This window comes from Mesorhizobium sp. P2_C5_2 (assembly GCF_056404535.1).
In genome coordinates this window covers 751,473-767,843 of sequence record NZ_JBFUDV010000002.1, presented here as the reverse complement: position 1 = coordinate 767,843, position 16,371 = coordinate 751,473, and the positions used below count along the sequence as shown (strand labels likewise).

Sequence of the window (16,371 nt, the reverse complement as noted above, 5' to 3'; positions counted from 1 at the left end):
CTTAGTATTGGCAAGCCCTAAAAATGAGGTGACCGGGGCGCTGGCAAAGCGGGAAGGGCGGTTTTAGGCTGTTGGCGGATTCGACTGTCAGCTCAAGGGAAGCGCGTTTTGACCATCACCATGTACGGCATCACCACCTGCGACACGATCAGGAAGGCGCGCACCTGGCTGGAGGGCCACGATGTGCCCTACCGGTTCCATGATTACCGGGCCGAAGGGGTCGAGGCGGGCAGACTGGATGGCTGGGTCGGCAAGGTCGGCTGGGAGCCGCTGCTCAACAAGGCGAGCACGACGTTTCGCGAACTGGCCGACAAGGACAAGCAAGGTCTCGATGAGAAAAAGGCCAAGAAGCTGATGCTGGCCAACCCGACCATGATCAAGCGGCCGGTGCTGGAGGTGGGGGATAAGATACTGGTCGGGTTCAAGGCTGATGTTTATGAGGCGGAATTGGGGAAGTAGGCCTTCCCCGCAGCGATCCTTCGCGCCCCCCTCTGTCCTGCCGGACATCTCCCCCACGAGGGGGGAGATTGGCGGCTTCGGCGTCTCGTCTATCCTGCAACGCTGGTGATTGGCGAAAGTCCGCGTGACATCTGATCTCCCCCCTCGTGGGGGAGATGTCCGGCAGGACAGAGGGGGGCGCTGTCCCGCGGCTTCCGAATGCCTATCGTCTCACTCCGCCCCGCGCAAATACCTCGCCAGCGCCACGGCATTGTTATGCGCCTCATCATGCGCGCCATAGAGCACTGTCACCTTGCCCTTTCCGAGCAGGCCGCGCAGTTTCGCCACAGCCTCACCATTCCCATCCAGCTCAGCCGCATACCGCTGCCGAAACTCAGCCCAGCGCACCGGCTCATGTCCGAACCATTTGCGCAACTCGTCGCTCGGCGCGATCTCCTTCAACCACAGCGTCAGCGCGGCATCCTCCTTGCGGACGCCGCGCGGCCAGATGCGATCGACCAGCACCCGCTGCCCGTCATCGGGCGCGGGTGGCTCATAGATGCGTTTGACCACCAGATCGAAACCCATCGGGTCCTCCGTGGGTGGCCCTCAGGCCCACTCGCCCTTGCGCATCACCGGCACCTTGCGGCCATCCGTGTGAACGCCGTCTATGTCGATCTTGTTCGAGCCGATCATCCAGTCGATGTGGATAAAACTCTTGTTGCCGCCGCGCGCCGCGATCTCGTCCTGGCTGAGCAAGGCGCCGTCGACGAAGCATTTCGAGTAGCACTGCCCGAGCGCGATGTGGCAGGCGGCGTTCTCGTCGAACAGCGTGTTGAAGAACAGCAGGCCGCTGGCCGAAATCGGTGAGGAATGCGGCACCAGCGCCACTTCGCCGAGCCGGCGCGAACCTTCGTCTGTGTCGAGCACTTTCTTCAGCACATCCTCGCCCTTCGACGCCTTCGCCTCGACGATCCGGCCCTCCTCGAAGCGTACCGAAATCTCGTCGATCAGCGTCCCCTGGTAGGACAGCGGCTTGGTCGAGGAGACATGGCCCGACACGCGCCGCGCGTGCGGCGTGGTGAACACTTCCTCGGTCGGGATGTTCGGGTTGCAGGTGATGCCGTTCTTGGCGGTCGAGGCGCCGCCCATCCATTCATGGCCGTCGGCCAGCCCGACTGTGAGGTCGGTGCCCGGGCCGGTGAAATGCAGCGCATGGAAATTATGGCTGTTGAGCCATTCGGTGCGGCCGCGCAGGGCAGCATTGTGCGCCGTCCAGTTTGCGATCGGGTCTTCCACATCGACCCGCGATGCCGAAAAGATGGCATCGGCGAGCTTGACCACCGCGACGTCGTCGGCGTCGCCGGGGAAAACCTGTTTTGCCCAGGCAAGATCGGGATAGGCGACGATGTTCCAGTTGATGTCGAAGCCGGTGATCTTTTCCAGCGCCGGCTGGTAGGCCACCGAGTTGGCCTTGTTGGCGCGCGCCACCTTGGCCGGGTCCTGCGCCGACAACAGCGACGGGTCTTCGCCGCGCACGGCCAGCCGCGCCGCATTGTTGGAAAAGGCTTTCGCCATGCCCTCATACATCCAGCCGGCGGCACGGTCGAAGCCGGCATCCGCCCCGTAGCGGAAGCGTGCCAGCGTGATCTCGTCATCGTTGAAGATCGGTGTCACCAGCCCGGCGCCGGCCTTGTAGGCATGCTCGACGATGCGCCTGGTCAGCGGCAGGGCCGCGATCGACGAGGTCAGCACCAGATCCTGCCCCGGTTGCAATTGCAGCCCGACCTTGATGGCGACTTCCGCCAGCCTGTCGAGCTTCACCGGGTCGATCGTTGCGGAAACGCCGCGCGAATGTGTGGTCATGATCCTGCCTGCCTTGGTCTGGGGATGAGAATTCCAACATAGATCGGCGCGGCTTCCCTTTCCAGCATCGTCGCGACAGCCAGCGTTTACGCAGCGCTATCGAGCGACCGGAACTGCGCCACCGTCGCCGCGATCTCCTCGCGGATCCATGCCTTGAAATCGCGGACCTTGCGGCTTTCGGTCTTGGTGGCCGACGTCACCAGCCAGTAGCCCAAGCCGCTCTGCGCCCGCACCCCGAACGGCGCGACCAGGCGGCCGTCCGCCAGCGCATCGGCGGCCAGCAATTGCCAGCCGAGCATGACACCGTGGCCGGCGATCGCCGATTCCAGGCATAGCATCGGATCGGTGAAGCGCGCCCCCTTGCGGAAGGTGACCGGCTCGACCCCTGCGGCTTCGAACCAGCTCTCCCAGGTGATCATGGCCCGCTCGTCGGTGATGGCACAGGTCTGCGCCAGGTCGCCGATCGACATCAGCTTTTTGGCGATCACCGGCGCGCAGACCGGAAAGACCTCTTGCGCCAGAAGCAGCTCCGCCCGACCGCCAGGCCATTTGCCGTCGCCAAGGCGGATGGCGATGTCGATATCGGAGCGGTCGAGATCGGCCAACCGCACCGAAGCGTCGATGCGCAACAGCACATTGGGATGCCGATCGAAATGCCGCGACAGCCGCGGCAGCAGCCATTTCGAGGCGAAGGCCGGCGCCACCGAAACCACCAGCGTGCACTGGCTTGCCTCATCGGCAAGCGCCACCGCCTGCGTCAACTCGCGGAACCCGGCGCCCAACCGGGCGGAAAAAACCGTGCCGAACTCGGTCGGCACCAGCCCGCTTGCCGTTCGTTCGAACAGCGCCTGTCCCAGCTGCTTTTCGGTGCGGTTGATCTGCTGGCTGACGGCGCTGACGGAGACGTTGAGCTCGCCGGCCGCCGCAGCGAGTGAGCCGAGGCGGGCGACGGTTTCGACGGCGCGCAAGCCGTTGAGATGGATGCGGTTCAGCATAGCCATTTCAGTTTTTCTAAACCGGCGCGGCTGAAATCTCAATTGAAACACAGCTCGATAAGGCAGATTTTAGCGGTGACATTCAGATTGAGGAGGCGAGGATGGTGACGATCATGTCATTGCTCAAGATCTTTGCCGCCGGCTACACTCGGCGGCGCCCTGACGGGGATGTCCTCAACTGGGTGGCCGACCCGCTATCGCATCCGGTGCTCGACACCATGTCGGAACGCGAACTCGGCGACATGCCGTTCCGGCTGACGGCGCGCCGCACCGCCTACGAGACGGTGCAAGCAGGCTGCCGCTGAGAATCGCGGACGCGGTACCGGGGAATGGGCGATATTGTCGAGGCCGGTGCTGCCCCTCATTGCCCTGCCAGGCATTTCTCCCCGTATAGTGACGGGGAGAAAGAAGCCTATGCCGAAGGTTTCGCCAATCACCAGCGCTGCAGGAAGAACGCCGAGGCGCACGGCTAGTCCCTTCTCCCCGTCACTATACGGGGAGAAGGTGCCGGCAGGCGGATGAGGGGCAGCGCGACGTCAGATGGCCTTCGCGCTTGGGCAGATTGACCGTAGAAGTAGTTTGGCGAGCCGGGCACGCCAACGGCGACTATTGTCGCCGCCACCGATCTGGCCCAACACAAAGCGGATTGTTTCGGCGCCGGCCAAATCTATTGTGCGCTGCAATGAACGCCGCGCCGTCACCCCTTCGCCTCGCTCTCGCCGGCATGATCGCCATGGCCGTCGCCATGGGCATCGGCCGCTTCGTCTACACGCCGATCCTGCCCGGCATGATGGAAGAGTTGCATCTGTCGCCGGCCGATGCCGGCTGGATCGCATCGGCCAATTATCTCGGCTACCTCGTCGGCGCGCTTGCCGCGGCCGGCGGCTGGGCGCATGGCCGCGAGCGCATGCTGATGTTTGGCGGCCTTGCCGCAAGTGCTGCGCTCACCGCCCTGATGGGACTGACAGAGGCGATGACGGCCTTTGTCGTCATCCGTTTCCTTGCCGGCCTCGCCAGCGCCTTCGTCATGGTGTTCATGGCCAGCATCGTCTTTGGTCATTTGGCTGCCGCCAACAGAAGCGACCTGCAGGCGCTGCATTTCGGCGGCGTCGGCCTCGGCATCGCGGCGTCCTCGGCGCTGATGGCGGTTCTGGTCACCGAACATGCCGGCTGGGCGGCGGGCTGGCTGTGGTCGGGCGCGATTTCGGCTTGCGGCCTTGTGCTCGTCGCCTGGCTCGCCGGAGGCACGGCGCCCGCCAACGGTGTGGCTGGCCGCGAACCGGCGCTGCCCAAGGACCGGTCGCTGGTGAAGGTCATCGTCGCCTATGGCCTGTTCGGCTTCGGCTATGTGGTGACGGCGACGTTCCTCGTCGCCATCGTGCGCCAGGGCGGCGGCGGCCGCGTCTTCGAGGCAAGTGTCTGGCTGGTCACCGGCCTTGCCGGCTTCCCCTCGGTCTGGCTCTGGCAAAAGATATCGGCACGGATCGGGCTCTACGCGGCCTATGCCCTGGGCTGCCTGGTCGAAGTGGTCGGCGTCACCGCCAGCGTCGCCATGGGCGGCGCCATCGGGCCGCTGCTCGGCGGCGTTCTGCTTGGCGGCACCTTCATCGCCGTCACCGCGCTCGGCCTGCAGACCGCAAGGCAGCTTGTCCCCCAGGCGCCGCGGCGGATCTTCGCCATGATGACCGCTTCCTTCGGCATCGGTCAGATCGTCGGCCCTGTCGTCGCCGGCCTGCTGGCGCAAGCGTCGGGCAACTTCTTCCTCGCCTCGATCGTCGCTGCTGCCGTATTGCTGGTATCTGCAGGGATCACATGGTCGGCCGCGCCAAAATCGCCATGATTGTGGTCTTGCTCGATGTCGGGCATCGGGCACGGGCATTTGCTTTCCACCTAATGTGTGACTTTATGCCCGCTGAACGGCAACCCCGCTGATTTGCGCATCGACCGAGGATTTCACCACAGTGTTCGTATCGTTTTTCCCGCAGCCGAAGCTGTTTTTCACCTCGGCAGTCGTCTGGATTCTTGCGGCAATTTTGTTTTGGTTTTTTGGTGGAGAGCAGCTAGGTGCTGTTTTTGGATTGCCCCCCACAGCCGAAGGCGTCGACAAGATCATCGGCGTGTCGCTCTTTTGGTCGAAGCCGTTTCTCTGGTTTTACATATATTTTGCCGCTATCGTCCTAATTTTCCACGGTTTTTGGGCTTGGTACCGACCTCATCCATGGCGGAATTGGTCAATCCTTGGCACCTCACTGATCCTCTTTGTGATCTACTATCAGGTTCAGGTAAACGTCGCTTTCAACGACTGGTATGGCCCTTTTTACGATCTCATTCAGAAGGCCTTGGGTACACCGTTTTCCACGACGCCATGGGATTTCTATAGCCAGTTGCTGACAATCATGTGGATTGCGCTTCTGGCTGTGACCGTTGGGGCCCTCAATCGGTTTTTTGTAAGTCATTGGATATTTCGTTGGCGCACCGCGATGAACGAATACTACATGACCAATTGGGAAACGTTGAGGCGCATCGAAGGTGCATCCCAGCGCGTCCAGGAAGATACAATGCGCTTCTCCACCACGATGGAGGATCTGGGCGTAAGCTTGGTCGGGTCTGTCATGACTCTGATAGCGTTCCTTCCTGTGCTGCTGCACCTCTCTCGGAATGTCACGGAACTGCCGATTGTCGGCACAGTGCCTTACTCCCTCGTCGTTGTGGCAATTCTCTGGTCGCTTTTTGGAACCACTTTCTTGGCGTTGGTTGGAATCAAGCTGCCGGGGCTCGAATTCCGGACCCAGCGTGTCGAGGCGGCTTACCGCAAAGAACTTGTCTATGGTGAGGATGACGTAAACCGCGCCCAGCCACCAACTGTTGCTGAGCTTTTTAGAAACGTAAGAAGCAACTATTTTCTTAAGTACTTCCACTACTTATATTTCAATATCGCCAGAATATTCTATCTTCAGATTGACAATATATTCCCGTATATTGTCCTTGTTCCCACGATGGTCGCGGGAAAGATCAAGCTCGGTGCTCTGAACCAGATTCTCAATTCCTTTGATCAGGTCCGGTCTTCGTTCCAGTATCTGGTCAATTCCTGGCCGACCATCGTCGAGCTGATCTCAATCTACAAGCGTCTTCGCGCCTTCGAGGCGACGATCCATGGCGAGCCGCTTCCCGACATTGACCGCCGCTTCATGGAGCGGCAGGCACAGGAAGGCGACCCGGCCTGATTGCCTGACTGTTAAAGGAATTAGGCAGAGTGGGCGGCTCAGCCGCCCACCGCCGCCTGTCTTTCGCCAACACGCTGCCGCTGCACATAATCTCGAAAACTGATGCATTCGACATCGGCTTTGACGCAGGCCTCGTCGGCAAAGCGTTCCAGCGCGTTCCAGTAGGCGCCATTGTTCATCAAGGTGAAGTGGAAGCTTAGCACCAGCGGAATGCGCTTGCCCCGATATTGCTTGTCGAAAGCGGCGCGGAAGGCCTGATAGGTCCGGTCGCTGAACTCGGCCGCCTGGCTCGGCCGCTCGAAGCCGCCGGAATGGCGGACATAAAGATTGTAGTCCATGGCGATCACCGGCCTCCCGCTCGGGCCTTCCGGAATCTGTGGCAATGAAAGGCGGGTGAGGCCGCCGCTGGTCGACGGCGCGACCGGGCCTTTTGAAACGCCGCTGACGTCATAGTGGTACCCGGCTTCAGGCAGGGCCTGATAGAGCCCTTTGCTGGTCGAGAGATACGGCGCGCGAAAGCCGACAACGGCATGGGCAAGATTGCGCCAGCTTGCGGGCTCGGGCGCAATGCCATTGATCGAATAGGCGTTCTCCAGAATGCGCTCGAACGAGGCGAATTCCTTCAGCCAGTCGGCCTTGCTCCAGTCCTTGCCGTCGAAATGGCCGCAGCCATGGCTGGCAATGTCGTGGCCTTCCGATGCAGCGAGCCCGATCTGGTCGAGGCGGTCCGCGACTTCCTGTTTCGAGGCGGCAAAGCCGATGTTGGATTTGCCCGCGGACTTGGCCGGCGCTGTGTATTCGGCGCGCGTCTGTTGCGACAAAAGGAAGACGCAGGACAGAAAGTAGGTGAAATGCGCGCCGGTGCGCTTGGCCAGCGCCCGGCTGCGCTGCCATTGCGAAATCTCGCGGGCGCTGTCGAACGAGATGATGACGACCTGCTTGGGCTTGGCCGGGGCAGGTGCAGCCGGCGGGTCGGCGTAAGCAGCGCCCGCGGTAGCAAGCATGGCTGTGGAAAACGCAACGAAGCGGGACAAACGAGGCATCGGCAATCTGGGCTTGATCCGGGGGCAGTCCAAGCCGGCTATCGGCAAAATGTGGCGTGGGTGCGGTCAATGTCAGTGGCTGCTTGCCCGGCGATTAGCCGATTTTCCTGTCCAGCCCCTTCCATGCCGACAAAATTTCGCTAAAACGCGGGGCTCAAGAAGCGCCCCTGCCGGGGCAGCAATGGTTTTGATTGATGTCCGACGACAGTTTTATCCGCGAAGTCAACGACGAGATGCGTCGCGATCAGGCGCAGGCGCTGTGGGACCGTTTCGGTCCGGCGATCCTTGGCCTTGCTATCCTGGTGGTGCTCGGTACCGCCGCCTTCGTCGGCTACCGCTATTGGGACGAGACCCGCGCCAACCGCTCGGGCGATGCTTTCTCGCAGGCGCTGAAGCTCGCCAATGATGGCAAGAGCGACGATGCGCTGACCGCACTTCAGCAGCTGGAAAAGGACGGCTACGGCGCCTATCCGCTGCTCGCTCGCATGCGCGCGGCAACCGTCAAGGCCGACAAGGGCGACTTTGCCGCCGCAGTCGCGGATTTCGATGGCGTCGCCGCCGACACCGCCATTCCGCAGGGCATTCGCGACATGGCGCGCCTGCGGGCAGCCCTGCTGCTCGTCGACCACGGCTCCTTCGCCGACGTCTCCAGCCGCGTCGAGGCGCTGACCGCCGATAACAACACGCTGCGCCACACGGCGCGCGAAGCGCTCGGCCTTGCCGCCTGGAAGGATGGCAAGACCCAGGATGCGCTGAAACTGTTCGACCAGATCGCCGCCGATGACGGCGCCCCGCGCAATGCACGCCAGCGGGCGACCCTGATGTCGGAATTGATCCGCGGTTCTGGCGCATCGTGATACGCATCGCCCAAAATGCGCTGCGGTTTGGGCGATGGATGACGGATTGTAGGGCCGGATGAGCTTCAAAGTCGCCATTATCGGCCGTCCCAATGTCGGCAAATCGACGCTTTTCAACCGGTTGGTCGGAAGGAAGCTGGCGCTTGTCGACGACACGCCGGGCGTCACCCGCGACCGCCGCGTCCACGCGGCCAAACTCTACGACCTGCATTTCGATGTCATCGACACTGCAGGTTTCGAGGACGCGGCCGCCTCGACGCTGCCCGGCCGCATGCGGGCGCAGACCGAGATCGCCATCCGCGAAGCCGACTTGATCTTCTTCACCATCGACGCCAAGTCCGGCCTGCTGCCCGACGACCGCACCTTTGCCGAGATCGTGCGCAAGTCCGGCAAGCCGGTCGTGCTGGTCGCCAACAAGGCCGAGGCCAAGGGCGCCCAAGGCGGTATGCTGGAGGCCTGGGAGCTTGGCCTGGGCGAACCGATCCCGGTCTCGGCCGAGCATGGCCAGGGCATGCCCGATCTGCGCGACGCGGTGATCGAAGCACTTGGCGAGAAGCGCGCTTTCGACGAGGAAGAGGCCGAGGTCGAGGAGGAAGTCGCCGCCAGCGAGGTGCTGATCGGCGAGGACATCACCGATCCGGAGGCCGAACCCGCCTATGACGACACCAAGCCGATGCGCATCGCCGTCGTCGGCCGACCCAATGCCGGCAAGTCGACGCTGATCAACGCGCTGATCGGCGAGGAGCGGCTGTTGACCGGCCCGGAAGCCGGCATCACCCGCGATTCCATCTCCGTCGACTGGGACTGGCATGGTCGGCGGCTAAAGCTGTTCGACACCGCCGGCATGCGCCGCAAGGCCAGGATCCACGAAAAACTCGAAGTGATGTCGGTGCAGGACGGCCTGCGCGCCATCCGCTTCGCCGAGATCGTCATCATCGTGCTCGACGCCACCATCCCCTTCGAGAAGCAGGATCTGCAGATCGCCGACCTGATCATCCGCGAGGGCAGGGCGCCGGTCATCGCCTTCAACAAATGGGACCTGATCGACAACCCGCAGGAACTGCTGGCCGAGTTGCGCGAAAAGACCGGGCGGTTGCTGCCGCAGGTGCGTGGCATCCAGGCGGTGACGGTTTCGGCCGAAACCGGCCGCAGCCTCGACAAGCTGATGGATGCCGTCATCAAGACGCACAAAGTGTGGAACAGTCGCGTTTCCACCGGCAAGCTCAACCGCTGGCTGGAAAGCATACTGGCGCATCACCCGCCGCCCGCCGTCGCTGGCCGCCGGCTGAAGGTCAAATACGTCACCCAGGCTAAGACCCGGCCGCCGGGTTTTGTCGTCCAATGCTCGCGGCCGGATGCGATGCCGCAATCCTACGTCCGCTATCTCTCCAACAGCCTGCGCGAAGCCTTCGACATGCCGGGCGTGCCGATCCGGATAGCGCTGCGCACTTCGGATAATCCGTTCGCGGGTCGGGCGAACAAGCGCAAATGAGCGGTGGCGGTTGCGGAACTTTCCGCAACGCTGGAGGGACAGCACCCCCCCTCTGCCCTGCCGGGCATCTCCCCCGCAAGGAGGGAGATCAGCAGTTCGTTCTGACGACGCCTTTCTTGCAACGTTGAAGATTCGCGAAAGCATTCGCGACATTCAATCTCCCCCCTTGCGGGGGAGATGTCCGGCAGGACAGAGGGGGGTGTGACGGAACGCTACGCTGGATAGCCGCTTCCGCCTAAGCGACCTCCCTCAACCGTTCGTCCCGCGGCAGCGCCGCTATCGCCGCCTGCAACAATATATCTGCCAGCCGCGCCGCAACCGGATCCAGTTCGGCGTCTTTCTGGTGCAGCACCAGCGCCATTGTCGGCAGCGCGGGCAAACCCAGCACCTGCGGCGTCATTGCCCTGACATTGGCCGGCAAGCCGATATCGGTGCGGATCGTCAATCCGAGCCCGGCGGCGACCGCCGCCCAGATGCCGCCAAGGCTCGGGCTGGAAAAAGCCATCCGCCACGGAAGGCCGGCGCGGTCGAGCGTTTCCGTCGTCACCGTGCGCAGCAGGCAGGGCGCTTCGAGTGCCACCAGCGGCAGCGCTTCGCCCTCGCGCAGACTGGTCTCGATCAGCTTTGCCGGACCGATCCAGCGCAACTGCGCATCGCCGACATGCCGGCTGTAGGGCAGCGCCTGGCCGCTGTCCCAGGCGAGCGCAATGTCGAGATTGCCTGACGTGATCCGCTCGGCAAGTTCATAGCTGCGCCCGATCCTGGCCTCGATCTTGACCTTGGGATGCGCGCGGGCGAAGCGCCCGAGCACCTCCGGCAACACCGCCTCGCCGAAATCCTCCTGCAGGCCGAGCCTGACCCAGCCCTCCAGTTCGACATCGTGGATGGCGGAGGCCGCCTCGTCATTCAACTCGAGCAGCCGCCTGGCGTAGCCGAGCATGGTCTCGCCGGCTTCGGTCAGTGCCAGGCCGCGCCCCGACTTGCGGAAGATCGGCGTCGCTGCCTGTTCCTCCAGCTTCTTCAACTGCGCGCTGACCGCCGAGGTCGAACGTCCAAGCCGGTCTGCGGCCTTGGCGAAGCTGCCCAACTCCATGCCGGTGACGAAGCTTCGGAGGACGTCGAGGTCGAAGGTTACACGTCGCATTGTGATGGTCCTGCTTTTCGGGAGTAACTGTTAAAAACTTCCCGATATTCAGGATGAAGCTATGACGGTAGAGACGAGGCGTCAAGGTCCGGAAGGGCCAATACAGGAGTTCCGCCATGTCGATTGCCGACGCAAATTGTGAGCCAGGCCGGGTTGGTCGAGCCGCCGCCGTCACCGCCACTTCGAAGGCTGAACGATTTCGCACCAATCATCGCTGGAAGGTGCTTGGCATCGGCGTTGCCGCCAATGCCAGTTTCTCCGCCACCTTCGCCGGCATACCGGCGGCGGCGGTGTTTCTGCGTTCAGGCTATCAGCTCTCCAACGGCAATCTCGGTCTCGTCCTCGGCCTGCTCGGATTGGGCGTTGCCCTGAGCGAATTGCCCTGGGGCCTGCTCACCGACCGATGGGGCGATCGGGGCGTGCTGTTGACCGGCCTCGGCGCGACGGCGGCGTGGCTCGTGCTCATGGCGTTGTTCATCGTGCCGTCGGCGACCTATGTGCCTGGTGCTGCGATGCTGGCCGCATGTCTTCTGGTCACCGGCCTGCTCGGCGGCAGCGTCAACGGTTCAAGTGGCCGCGCCATCATGGCCTGGTTCCACGAGGGCGAGCGCGGCTTTGCCATGAGCATCAGGCAGACGGCAGTGCCGCTCGGCGGCGGGCTCGGCGCACTGGTCCTGCCGTCGTTGGCGTCAGTGCATGGCTTCGCCGCGGTCTTCGGGCTGTTGGCCGCCTTGAACGCCGTCTCCGCGCTGTTTGCTTGGCGCTGGCTGCACCAGCCGCCGGAGATCGAACATGCCGGCAGCACGGCCACGGCAAAGCCGGCCGGGCCGGCGCCGCTGCGCAATGTCGAGGTCTGGCGCATCGCCACCGCCATCGGCCTGCTATGCTTCCCGCAGGTGGCGGTGCTCACCTTCGCCTCCGTCTTCCTGCACGATTTCGCCGGCATGGGCACGCTCACGATCAGCGCCAGCCTTGCCGCGGTGCAAACCGGCGCCATGGTCATGCGCGTCTGGAGCGGCCGCTTCACCGACCGTCACGGCAACCGCCGCTGGTTCTTGCGCCTCTGCAGCTTGACGAGCGCGCTTGGCTTCGCGGCTCTCGGCCTGCTGGTGCTGGCGGCAGCCGCCACGCCAGGCTTGGATGGCGCGCTGGTGCCGGCAATCGCGGTGCTGCTGGTTATTGCCGGCATCTCGGTCTCCGCCTGGCATGGCGTCGCCTACACCGAGCTCGCCACGCTTGCCGGCGCCAGCCGCGCCGGAACGGCACTCGGCCTCGCCAACAGCTTCGTCTTCATCGCCTTCTTCGTCGTGCCGACGGCCATTCCGGCATTGCTGCTCGTCTGGTCGTGGCCGGGCGTCTGGCTGGCAGGGGCGCTCTGCGCACTCATCGCCTGGCCGATCTTGCTTCGGCCGAACTGACGGTTCGACTGGCCGCCAGAGCAATTCCAGGAAAAGTGTGAGCGGTTTTCCCGGGAAAAGCGCGTAGCGCTTTCCCTTGGGAATTGCGCAAAAAAAGAGATAGAGCGGTTCGCCGTTTCTGTGAAACGATGAAACGCTCTAACGGCGTCCCGTTTCGGGCCGGTTTGAAAAAACACCATCGTTAGCGTTAACCCCGCATCAAGGTTAATGCTTCACTTTGGCTCTCCAGTGGCTCAGTGGCTCAGTGGCGTTTCTGGAGAGTTCCCCGTGCATCGACGTGTCTTGAAGCGGCTGGCCGCCGCCGCCGGTGAGAAAAAACGTTCCTTCGTATCGCCATTGGTCATCGGGCTCGGCATCTGGATCGGCTTTCCGACCGTCGTTGCCTACCAGGACATAGGCAGCCTGATTTCCGGCCTTGAGGCGTCGGGCAGCCGCTGGAATTCCTATGTCGAGCGCTCCGTCGCTGGCTCCGTCCATGCCGCCGAAATGCCTTTCATCGATTCCGTCACCACCGGTTCGCTCTCGGGCTCGGGCGTGCGCCTGCCCGGCGTCGGCAAGGTCTCGTTTCGCGGCAAGGGCAATGTCGCCGGCGTCACGCCCGACGAGGACCGCATCATGCGCGCCGACAAGAAGGGCCGCATCATCCAGGTCTCGCCGGTGGCGCCGCCGAAGAACTTCAATGCCGGCTCGATCTTCCAGCGCACCTCCTCGCTGCTGCGGCCGAGCATGGACAGCGGCCTGAAGCTGGCCTTCGCCAAGCCCGGCATCAAGGGCAAGGAAGTCCAGATCGCCCAGGCCTTCCATACCAATGTGGACAAGAAGCCCGATCCCGGCGTGCCGGCGATGCTGGCGGCGCTCGTCAACAACGACAAGCCTGACGTGCTGGCAACAGCCTATGCCCAGGCCGAGCCCGACTACGCCAAGGCGTCGCCCTTCGAGGCACTGCTACAGGACGAAGAGCCGAACGACGGGCGCTTCATTCCGCCTATGGCCAAGGGCGATCACTCGTGGATCCAGAACCCGCTGCCTGCCAGCGTCTTCTCTACGAAGGAGCAGGCCTGCCTTGCCAACGGCATCTATTTCGAGGCGCGCGGCGAATCCGTGCGCGGCCAGGCCGCCGTCGCGCAGGTCATCCTCAACCGCGTCCGCAATCCGGCCTATCCGAACTCGATCTGCGGCGTCGTCTACCAGAACGACAACTGGTTGAATCGGTGCCAGTTCTCCTTCGCCTGCGACGGCAGGAAGAAGCGCATCGAGAGCCCTGCCAACTACAAGGTGGCGCAGGATGTCGCCATGGCCGTCACCGCCGGCAAGATCTTCATTCCGGAAGTCGGCTCATCGACGCATTACTACGCTAACTACGTCCATCCGGGCTGGGCCCGCACGATGCAGAAGATGACCAAGATCGGCCTGCATATCTTCTACCGCACCTATGGCGGCGGCTGGAGCTGAGCCCTTCGGGCTGCCATCTGTTACGAGCCGCAAAAGCCCCCGGGCGCCGAAATCGGACAGCGGTCGCCGGATGGATTCGGGGCATGTGCCGACCCCATATTACCGGGCACGATGTCGCACCTCTCCAAGTGGTTGATTTCAATAGAAAAAATACATGGCTTTGAAGGTCCGCCCGTGGCTTGACGGGCGCAAACCCTCTAACTATGTTGCCGGCGACTTTAGAAGCGGACGGACGGTGACGGTCTGACCGGGCAGGGGGGTTACGATGGCCGACAAGAACGGGCCAGACGGAACCGGAGAAACCGGCCGCGGCAGCAAGCACGAACCCGACATCCGCGATGAAGACCTCGAGCGCCGCCGGCGCGAGCTTGGAGCATCGCTTGCGACAAGGCTGCCGGATCGGCTAGAGGGGAATGACGGCGCGAAGGCGACGGCCGGATATGGCCAGGCGCTCAAGCTGTCCAGCGAGTTTATCGCCGGGATAGTAGTGGGTGTGGGCCTTGGCTGGTTTCTGGATCGTGTGGCGGGAACCTCGCCATGGGGTCTGATCGTCGGCTTGTTGCTGGGCTTTGGCGCCGGCGTGCTCAATGTCCTGCGTTCGTCAGGTGTTGTGGCGGAATTCGGAAAAAGCGAGAAGTCGCGCGATCCGAAAGAATGAACTGGCGCCGCCAATGGCGCATAAGAACACTTAAAGCCGTTCGCGGCTTTGACGGGGATGTAAATGGCTGCTGACAAGGTCGATCCGATCCACCAGTTCCATATCGTCAAGCTGATTCCGATCAACATCGGCGGCTATGACCTGTCCTTCACCAATTCGGCCCTGTTCATGGTCGCGACCGTGCTCGTCGCATCGGCGTTTCTTTACCTCTCGACCTCAAGCCGCAGCCTTATTCCCGGGCGCCTGCAGTCGGTTTCGGAAATGGGCTACGAGTTCGTTTCCAACATGCTGCGCGATGCTGCCGGAACGCAGGGCATGAAGTTCTTCCCCTTCGTGTTCTCGCTGTTCATGTTCGTCCTTGTTGCCAATCTGCTTGGCCTTTTCCCCTACTTCTTCACCGTCACCAGCCACATCATCGTCACCTTCGGCCTCGCAGCCCTGGTGATCGGAACCGTGGTTGTCTACGGTTTCATGAAACACGGCCTGGGCTTTCTGAAGCTGTTCGTGCCGCATGGCGTTCCGGTCTTCCTGCTGCCGCTGGTGGTGCTGATCGAAGTGATTTCCTTCGTCTCTCGCCCGGTCAGCCTCTCGGTTCGTCTGTTCGCCAACATGCTGGCCGGCCATATCACGCTGAAGGTTTTTTCGGGCTTCGTCGTGAGCCTCAGCGCGCTGGGTGCTGTTGGCGTCGCCGGTTCGGTGCTGCCGCTGGCCATGGCGGTCGCGCTGACCGCCCTTGAATTGCTGGTCGCCTTCCTGCAGGCCTACGTCTTTGCCGTGCTGACCTGCATGTATCTGAACGACGCCCTGCATCCCGGGCACTGATCAAGAGTTTCCGGCATCGGTCGCCGGATGGAATTGCAACGGAATTACAGATCCAAAGGAGTTTTAAAATGGACGCAGAAGCAGCAAAGTACATCGGCGCTGGTATCGCTTGCCTGGGCATGGGCGGCGCGGGCATTGGCCTCGGCAACATCTTCGGCAGCTACCTGGCGGGCGCTCTGCGCAATCCGTCGGCCGCCGATGGCCAGTTCGGCCGTCTGATTTTCGGCTTCGCCGTGACCGAAGCTCTGGGCATTTTCTCGCTTCTCATCGCGCTTCTCGCCCTGTTCGGCTGAGCTTTCGAGAAGATTGGACAGGCCGGCCGCTACCCTGCGGCCATGCCTGATATCAGGGGATAGTCCATGTTCGTGACATCTGCCTTTGCGCAAGAGTCCGCACCCGCCGCCGAAGGCGCCCACACCGGCACGGAAGGCGACACGCATTCCGGCACCGGCGTGCCCGCCGAGGCGCACGGTGCGTTCCCGCCATTCGATCCGGCGACGTTTCCGTCGCAGCTTCTGTGGCTGGCGATCACGTTCGGGCTGTTCTACCTGTTCCTGAAGAAGGTGGTGATGCCGCGCCTTGGCGGCATCATCGACGTCCGCAGCGATCGCATCACGCAGGACCTCGACCAGGCCGCCAGGCTGAAGGGCGAGGCCGACGCCGCTGTTGCTGCCTATGAGCAGGAACTGGCGGAAGCCAAGGCCAAGGCCAATGCGATCGGCCAGCAGGCCAACGACGCGGCCAAGGCCGAAGCCGAGACCGCTCGCAAGAAGATCGAGGCCGCGCTCGACAAGAAGCTCGGCGAGGCCGAGGCCAGCATCGCTTCCATCAAGGCCAATGCCATGAAGGAAGTCGGCACGATCGCCGAGGACACCGCATCGGCCATCGTCGATGCGCTTGTCGGCGGCAAGGCCAGCAAGGCCGAGATCGCGGCTGCCGTCAAATCCGTGGCCCGCTGAGGA

General features: G+C 63.0%; 17 protein-coding genes. 12 read left to right on the top strand and 5 right to left on the bottom strand.

Annotated features, from left to right (window positions below; genetic code table 11):
• Positions 1–108: 108 nt before the first annotated feature.
• The gene (locus tag AC1D1B_RS10665) at positions 109–459 is read left to right on the top strand and encodes an ArsC family reductase (RefSeq protein ID WP_477331838.1); all 351 of its coding nucleotides are present in this window, start codon (positions 109–111) and stop codon (positions 457–459) included.
• A 210-nt stretch (positions 460–669) separates the two neighbouring features.
• Here the strand turns inward: AC1D1B_RS10665 and AC1D1B_RS10660 are convergent, their stop codons facing one another.
• The 3 genes from AC1D1B_RS10660 to AC1D1B_RS10650 all read right to left on the bottom strand — a co-directional run bounded on the left by AC1D1B_RS10660 (position 670) and on the right by AC1D1B_RS10650 (position 3,305).
• Complete coding sequence (locus AC1D1B_RS10660) at positions 670–1,026, bottom strand: DUF488 domain-containing protein (protein WP_477331836.1); 357 nt, start codon at positions 1,024–1,026, stop codon at positions 670–672.
• Positions 1,027–1,047: 21 nt separating this feature from the next.
• Positions 1,048–2,304 carry an aminopeptidase gene (locus AC1D1B_RS10655; protein ID WP_477331834.1) on the bottom strand — a complete coding sequence of 419 codons (1,257 nt, stop codon included), beginning with the start codon at positions 2,302–2,304 and terminating at the stop codon, positions 1,048–1,050.
• Positions 2,305–2,390: 86 nt separating this feature from the next.
• Positions 2,391–3,305, bottom strand: coding sequence for a LysR substrate-binding domain-containing protein (locus AC1D1B_RS10650; RefSeq protein WP_477331832.1), 915 nt, complete (start codon positions 3,303–3,305; stop codon positions 2,391–2,393).
• Positions 3,306–3,400: 95 nt separating this feature from the next.
• Here AC1D1B_RS10650 and AC1D1B_RS10645 point away from each other — a divergent pair, with 95 nt between their 5' ends.
• The 3 genes from AC1D1B_RS10645 (at position 3,401) to sbmA (ending at position 6,523) form a co-directional block, all read left to right on the top strand.
• Complete coding sequence (locus AC1D1B_RS10645) at positions 3,401–3,604, top strand: hypothetical protein (protein ID WP_477331830.1); 204 nt, start codon at positions 3,401–3,403, stop codon at positions 3,602–3,604.
• Between the two features lie 377 nt (positions 3,605–3,981).
• Positions 3,982–5,139: a YbfB/YjiJ family MFS transporter gene (locus AC1D1B_RS10640; protein WP_477331828.1), complete on the top strand. Its 1,158-nt coding sequence runs from the start codon at positions 3,982–3,984 to the stop codon at positions 5,137–5,139.
• Between the two features lie 121 nt (positions 5,140–5,260).
• On the top strand, positions 5,261–6,523 hold the full coding sequence (sbmA, locus tag AC1D1B_RS10635; protein ID WP_477331826.1) for a peptide antibiotic transporter SbmA: 1,263 nt from the start codon (positions 5,261–5,263) through the stop codon (positions 6,521–6,523).
• A gap of 38 nt (positions 6,524–6,561) precedes the next feature.
• On the opposite strand, the gene AC1D1B_RS10630 is transcribed toward sbmA, so the two are convergent.
• The gene (locus tag AC1D1B_RS10630; RefSeq protein ID WP_477331824.1) at positions 6,562–7,566 is read right to left on the bottom strand and encodes a polysaccharide deacetylase family protein; all 1,005 of its coding nucleotides are present in this window, start codon (positions 7,564–7,566) and stop codon (positions 6,562–6,564) included.
• Between the two features lie 194 nt (positions 7,567–7,760).
• Between AC1D1B_RS10630 and AC1D1B_RS10625 the strand changes: the two genes are divergently transcribed.
• Complete coding sequence (locus AC1D1B_RS10625; RefSeq protein WP_181058392.1) at positions 7,761–8,423, top strand: tetratricopeptide repeat protein; 663 nt, start codon at positions 7,761–7,763, stop codon at positions 8,421–8,423.
• Positions 8,424–8,481: 58 nt separating this feature from the next.
• A complete protein-coding gene (gene der / locus AC1D1B_RS10620; RefSeq protein WP_477331822.1) occupies positions 8,482–9,915 on the top strand; it encodes a ribosome biogenesis GTPase Der in 1,434 nt (477 codons plus the stop codon).
• Positions 9,916–10,150: 235 nt separating this feature from the next.
• Here der and AC1D1B_RS10615 read toward each other — a convergent pair whose 3' ends face one another.
• Positions 10,151–11,059 (bottom strand): LysR substrate-binding domain-containing protein, encoded by a 909-nt coding sequence (locus AC1D1B_RS10615; RefSeq protein WP_477331820.1) that lies wholly within the window; start codon positions 11,057–11,059, stop codon positions 10,151–10,153.
• Between the two features lie 116 nt (positions 11,060–11,175).
• Between AC1D1B_RS10615 and AC1D1B_RS10610 the strand changes: the two genes are divergently transcribed.
• The 6 genes from AC1D1B_RS10610 to AC1D1B_RS10585 all read left to right on the top strand — a co-directional run bounded on the left by AC1D1B_RS10610 (position 11,176) and on the right by AC1D1B_RS10585 (position 16,368).
• Positions 11,176–12,477, top strand: coding sequence for an MFS transporter (locus AC1D1B_RS10610; RefSeq protein ID WP_477331818.1), 1,302 nt, complete (start codon positions 11,176–11,178; stop codon positions 12,475–12,477).
• 267 nt (positions 12,478–12,744) lie between these two features.
• Complete coding sequence (locus tag AC1D1B_RS10605; RefSeq protein WP_477331816.1) at positions 12,745–13,929, top strand: cell wall hydrolase; 1,185 nt, start codon at positions 12,745–12,747, stop codon at positions 13,927–13,929.
• A 265-nt stretch (positions 13,930–14,194) separates the two neighbouring features.
• Positions 14,195–14,587 (top strand): AtpZ/AtpI family protein, encoded by a 393-nt coding sequence (locus AC1D1B_RS10600; protein ID WP_477331814.1) that lies wholly within the window; start codon positions 14,195–14,197, stop codon positions 14,585–14,587.
• Positions 14,588–14,650: 63 nt separating this feature from the next.
• On the top strand, positions 14,651–15,409 hold the full coding sequence (locus tag AC1D1B_RS10595; protein WP_454573732.1) for a F0F1 ATP synthase subunit A: 759 nt from the start codon (positions 14,651–14,653) through the stop codon (positions 15,407–15,409).
• Positions 15,410–15,477: 68 nt separating this feature from the next.
• Entirely contained in the window at positions 15,478–15,702 is a 225-nt protein-coding gene (locus AC1D1B_RS10590; protein WP_006206606.1) for a F0F1 ATP synthase subunit C, read from the top strand.
• Between the two features lie 66 nt (positions 15,703–15,768).
• Positions 15,769–16,368, top strand: a complete 600-nt coding sequence (locus AC1D1B_RS10585) for a F0F1 ATP synthase subunit B (RefSeq protein ID WP_477331812.1) — start codon at positions 15,769–15,771, stop codon at positions 16,366–16,368.
• The last annotated feature ends 3 nt before the right edge of the window (positions 16,369–16,371 follow it).

Bases quoted from the DNA above. Each gene is read 5' to 3' on its own strand.
- AC1D1B_RS10660 (WP_477331836.1), bottom strand. From the start codon at position 1,026: ATGGGTTTCGATCTGGTGGTCAAACGCATCTATGAGCCACCCGCGCCC.
- AC1D1B_RS10655 (WP_477331834.1), bottom strand. From the start codon at position 2,304: ATGACCACACATTCGCGCGGCGTTTCCGCAACGATCGACCCGGTGAAG.
- AC1D1B_RS10650 (WP_477331832.1), bottom strand. From the start codon at position 3,305: ATGGCTATGCTGAACCGCATCCATCTCAACGGCTTGCGCGCCGTCGAA.
- AC1D1B_RS10645 (WP_477331830.1), top strand. From the start codon at position 3,401: ATGGTGACGATCATGTCATTGCTCAAGATCTTTGCCGCCGGCTACACT.
- AC1D1B_RS10640 (WP_477331828.1), top strand. From the start codon at position 3,982: ATGAACGCCGCGCCGTCACCCCTTCGCCTCGCTCTCGCCGGCATGATC.
- AC1D1B_RS10630 (WP_477331824.1), bottom strand. From the start codon at position 7,566: ATGCCTCGTTTGTCCCGCTTCGTTGCGTTTTCCACAGCCATGCTTGCT.
- AC1D1B_RS10625 (WP_181058392.1), top strand. From the start codon at position 7,761: ATGTCCGACGACAGTTTTATCCGCGAAGTCAACGACGAGATGCGTCGC.
- der (WP_477331822.1), top strand. From the start codon at position 8,482: ATGAGCTTCAAAGTCGCCATTATCGGCCGTCCCAATGTCGGCAAATCG.
- AC1D1B_RS10615 (WP_477331820.1), bottom strand. From the start codon at position 11,059: ATGCGACGTGTAACCTTCGACCTCGACGTCCTCCGAAGCTTCGTCACC.
- AC1D1B_RS10610 (WP_477331818.1), top strand. From the start codon at position 11,176: ATGTCGATTGCCGACGCAAATTGTGAGCCAGGCCGGGTTGGTCGAGCC.
- AC1D1B_RS10600 (WP_477331814.1), top strand. From the start codon at position 14,195: ATGGCCGACAAGAACGGGCCAGACGGAACCGGAGAAACCGGCCGCGGC.
- AC1D1B_RS10595 (WP_454573732.1), top strand. From the start codon at position 14,651: ATGGCTGCTGACAAGGTCGATCCGATCCACCAGTTCCATATCGTCAAG.
- AC1D1B_RS10590 (WP_006206606.1), top strand. From the start codon at position 15,478: ATGGACGCAGAAGCAGCAAAGTACATCGGCGCTGGTATCGCTTGCCTG.
- AC1D1B_RS10585 (WP_477331812.1), top strand. From the start codon at position 15,769: ATGTTCGTGACATCTGCCTTTGCGCAAGAGTCCGCACCCGCCGCCGAA.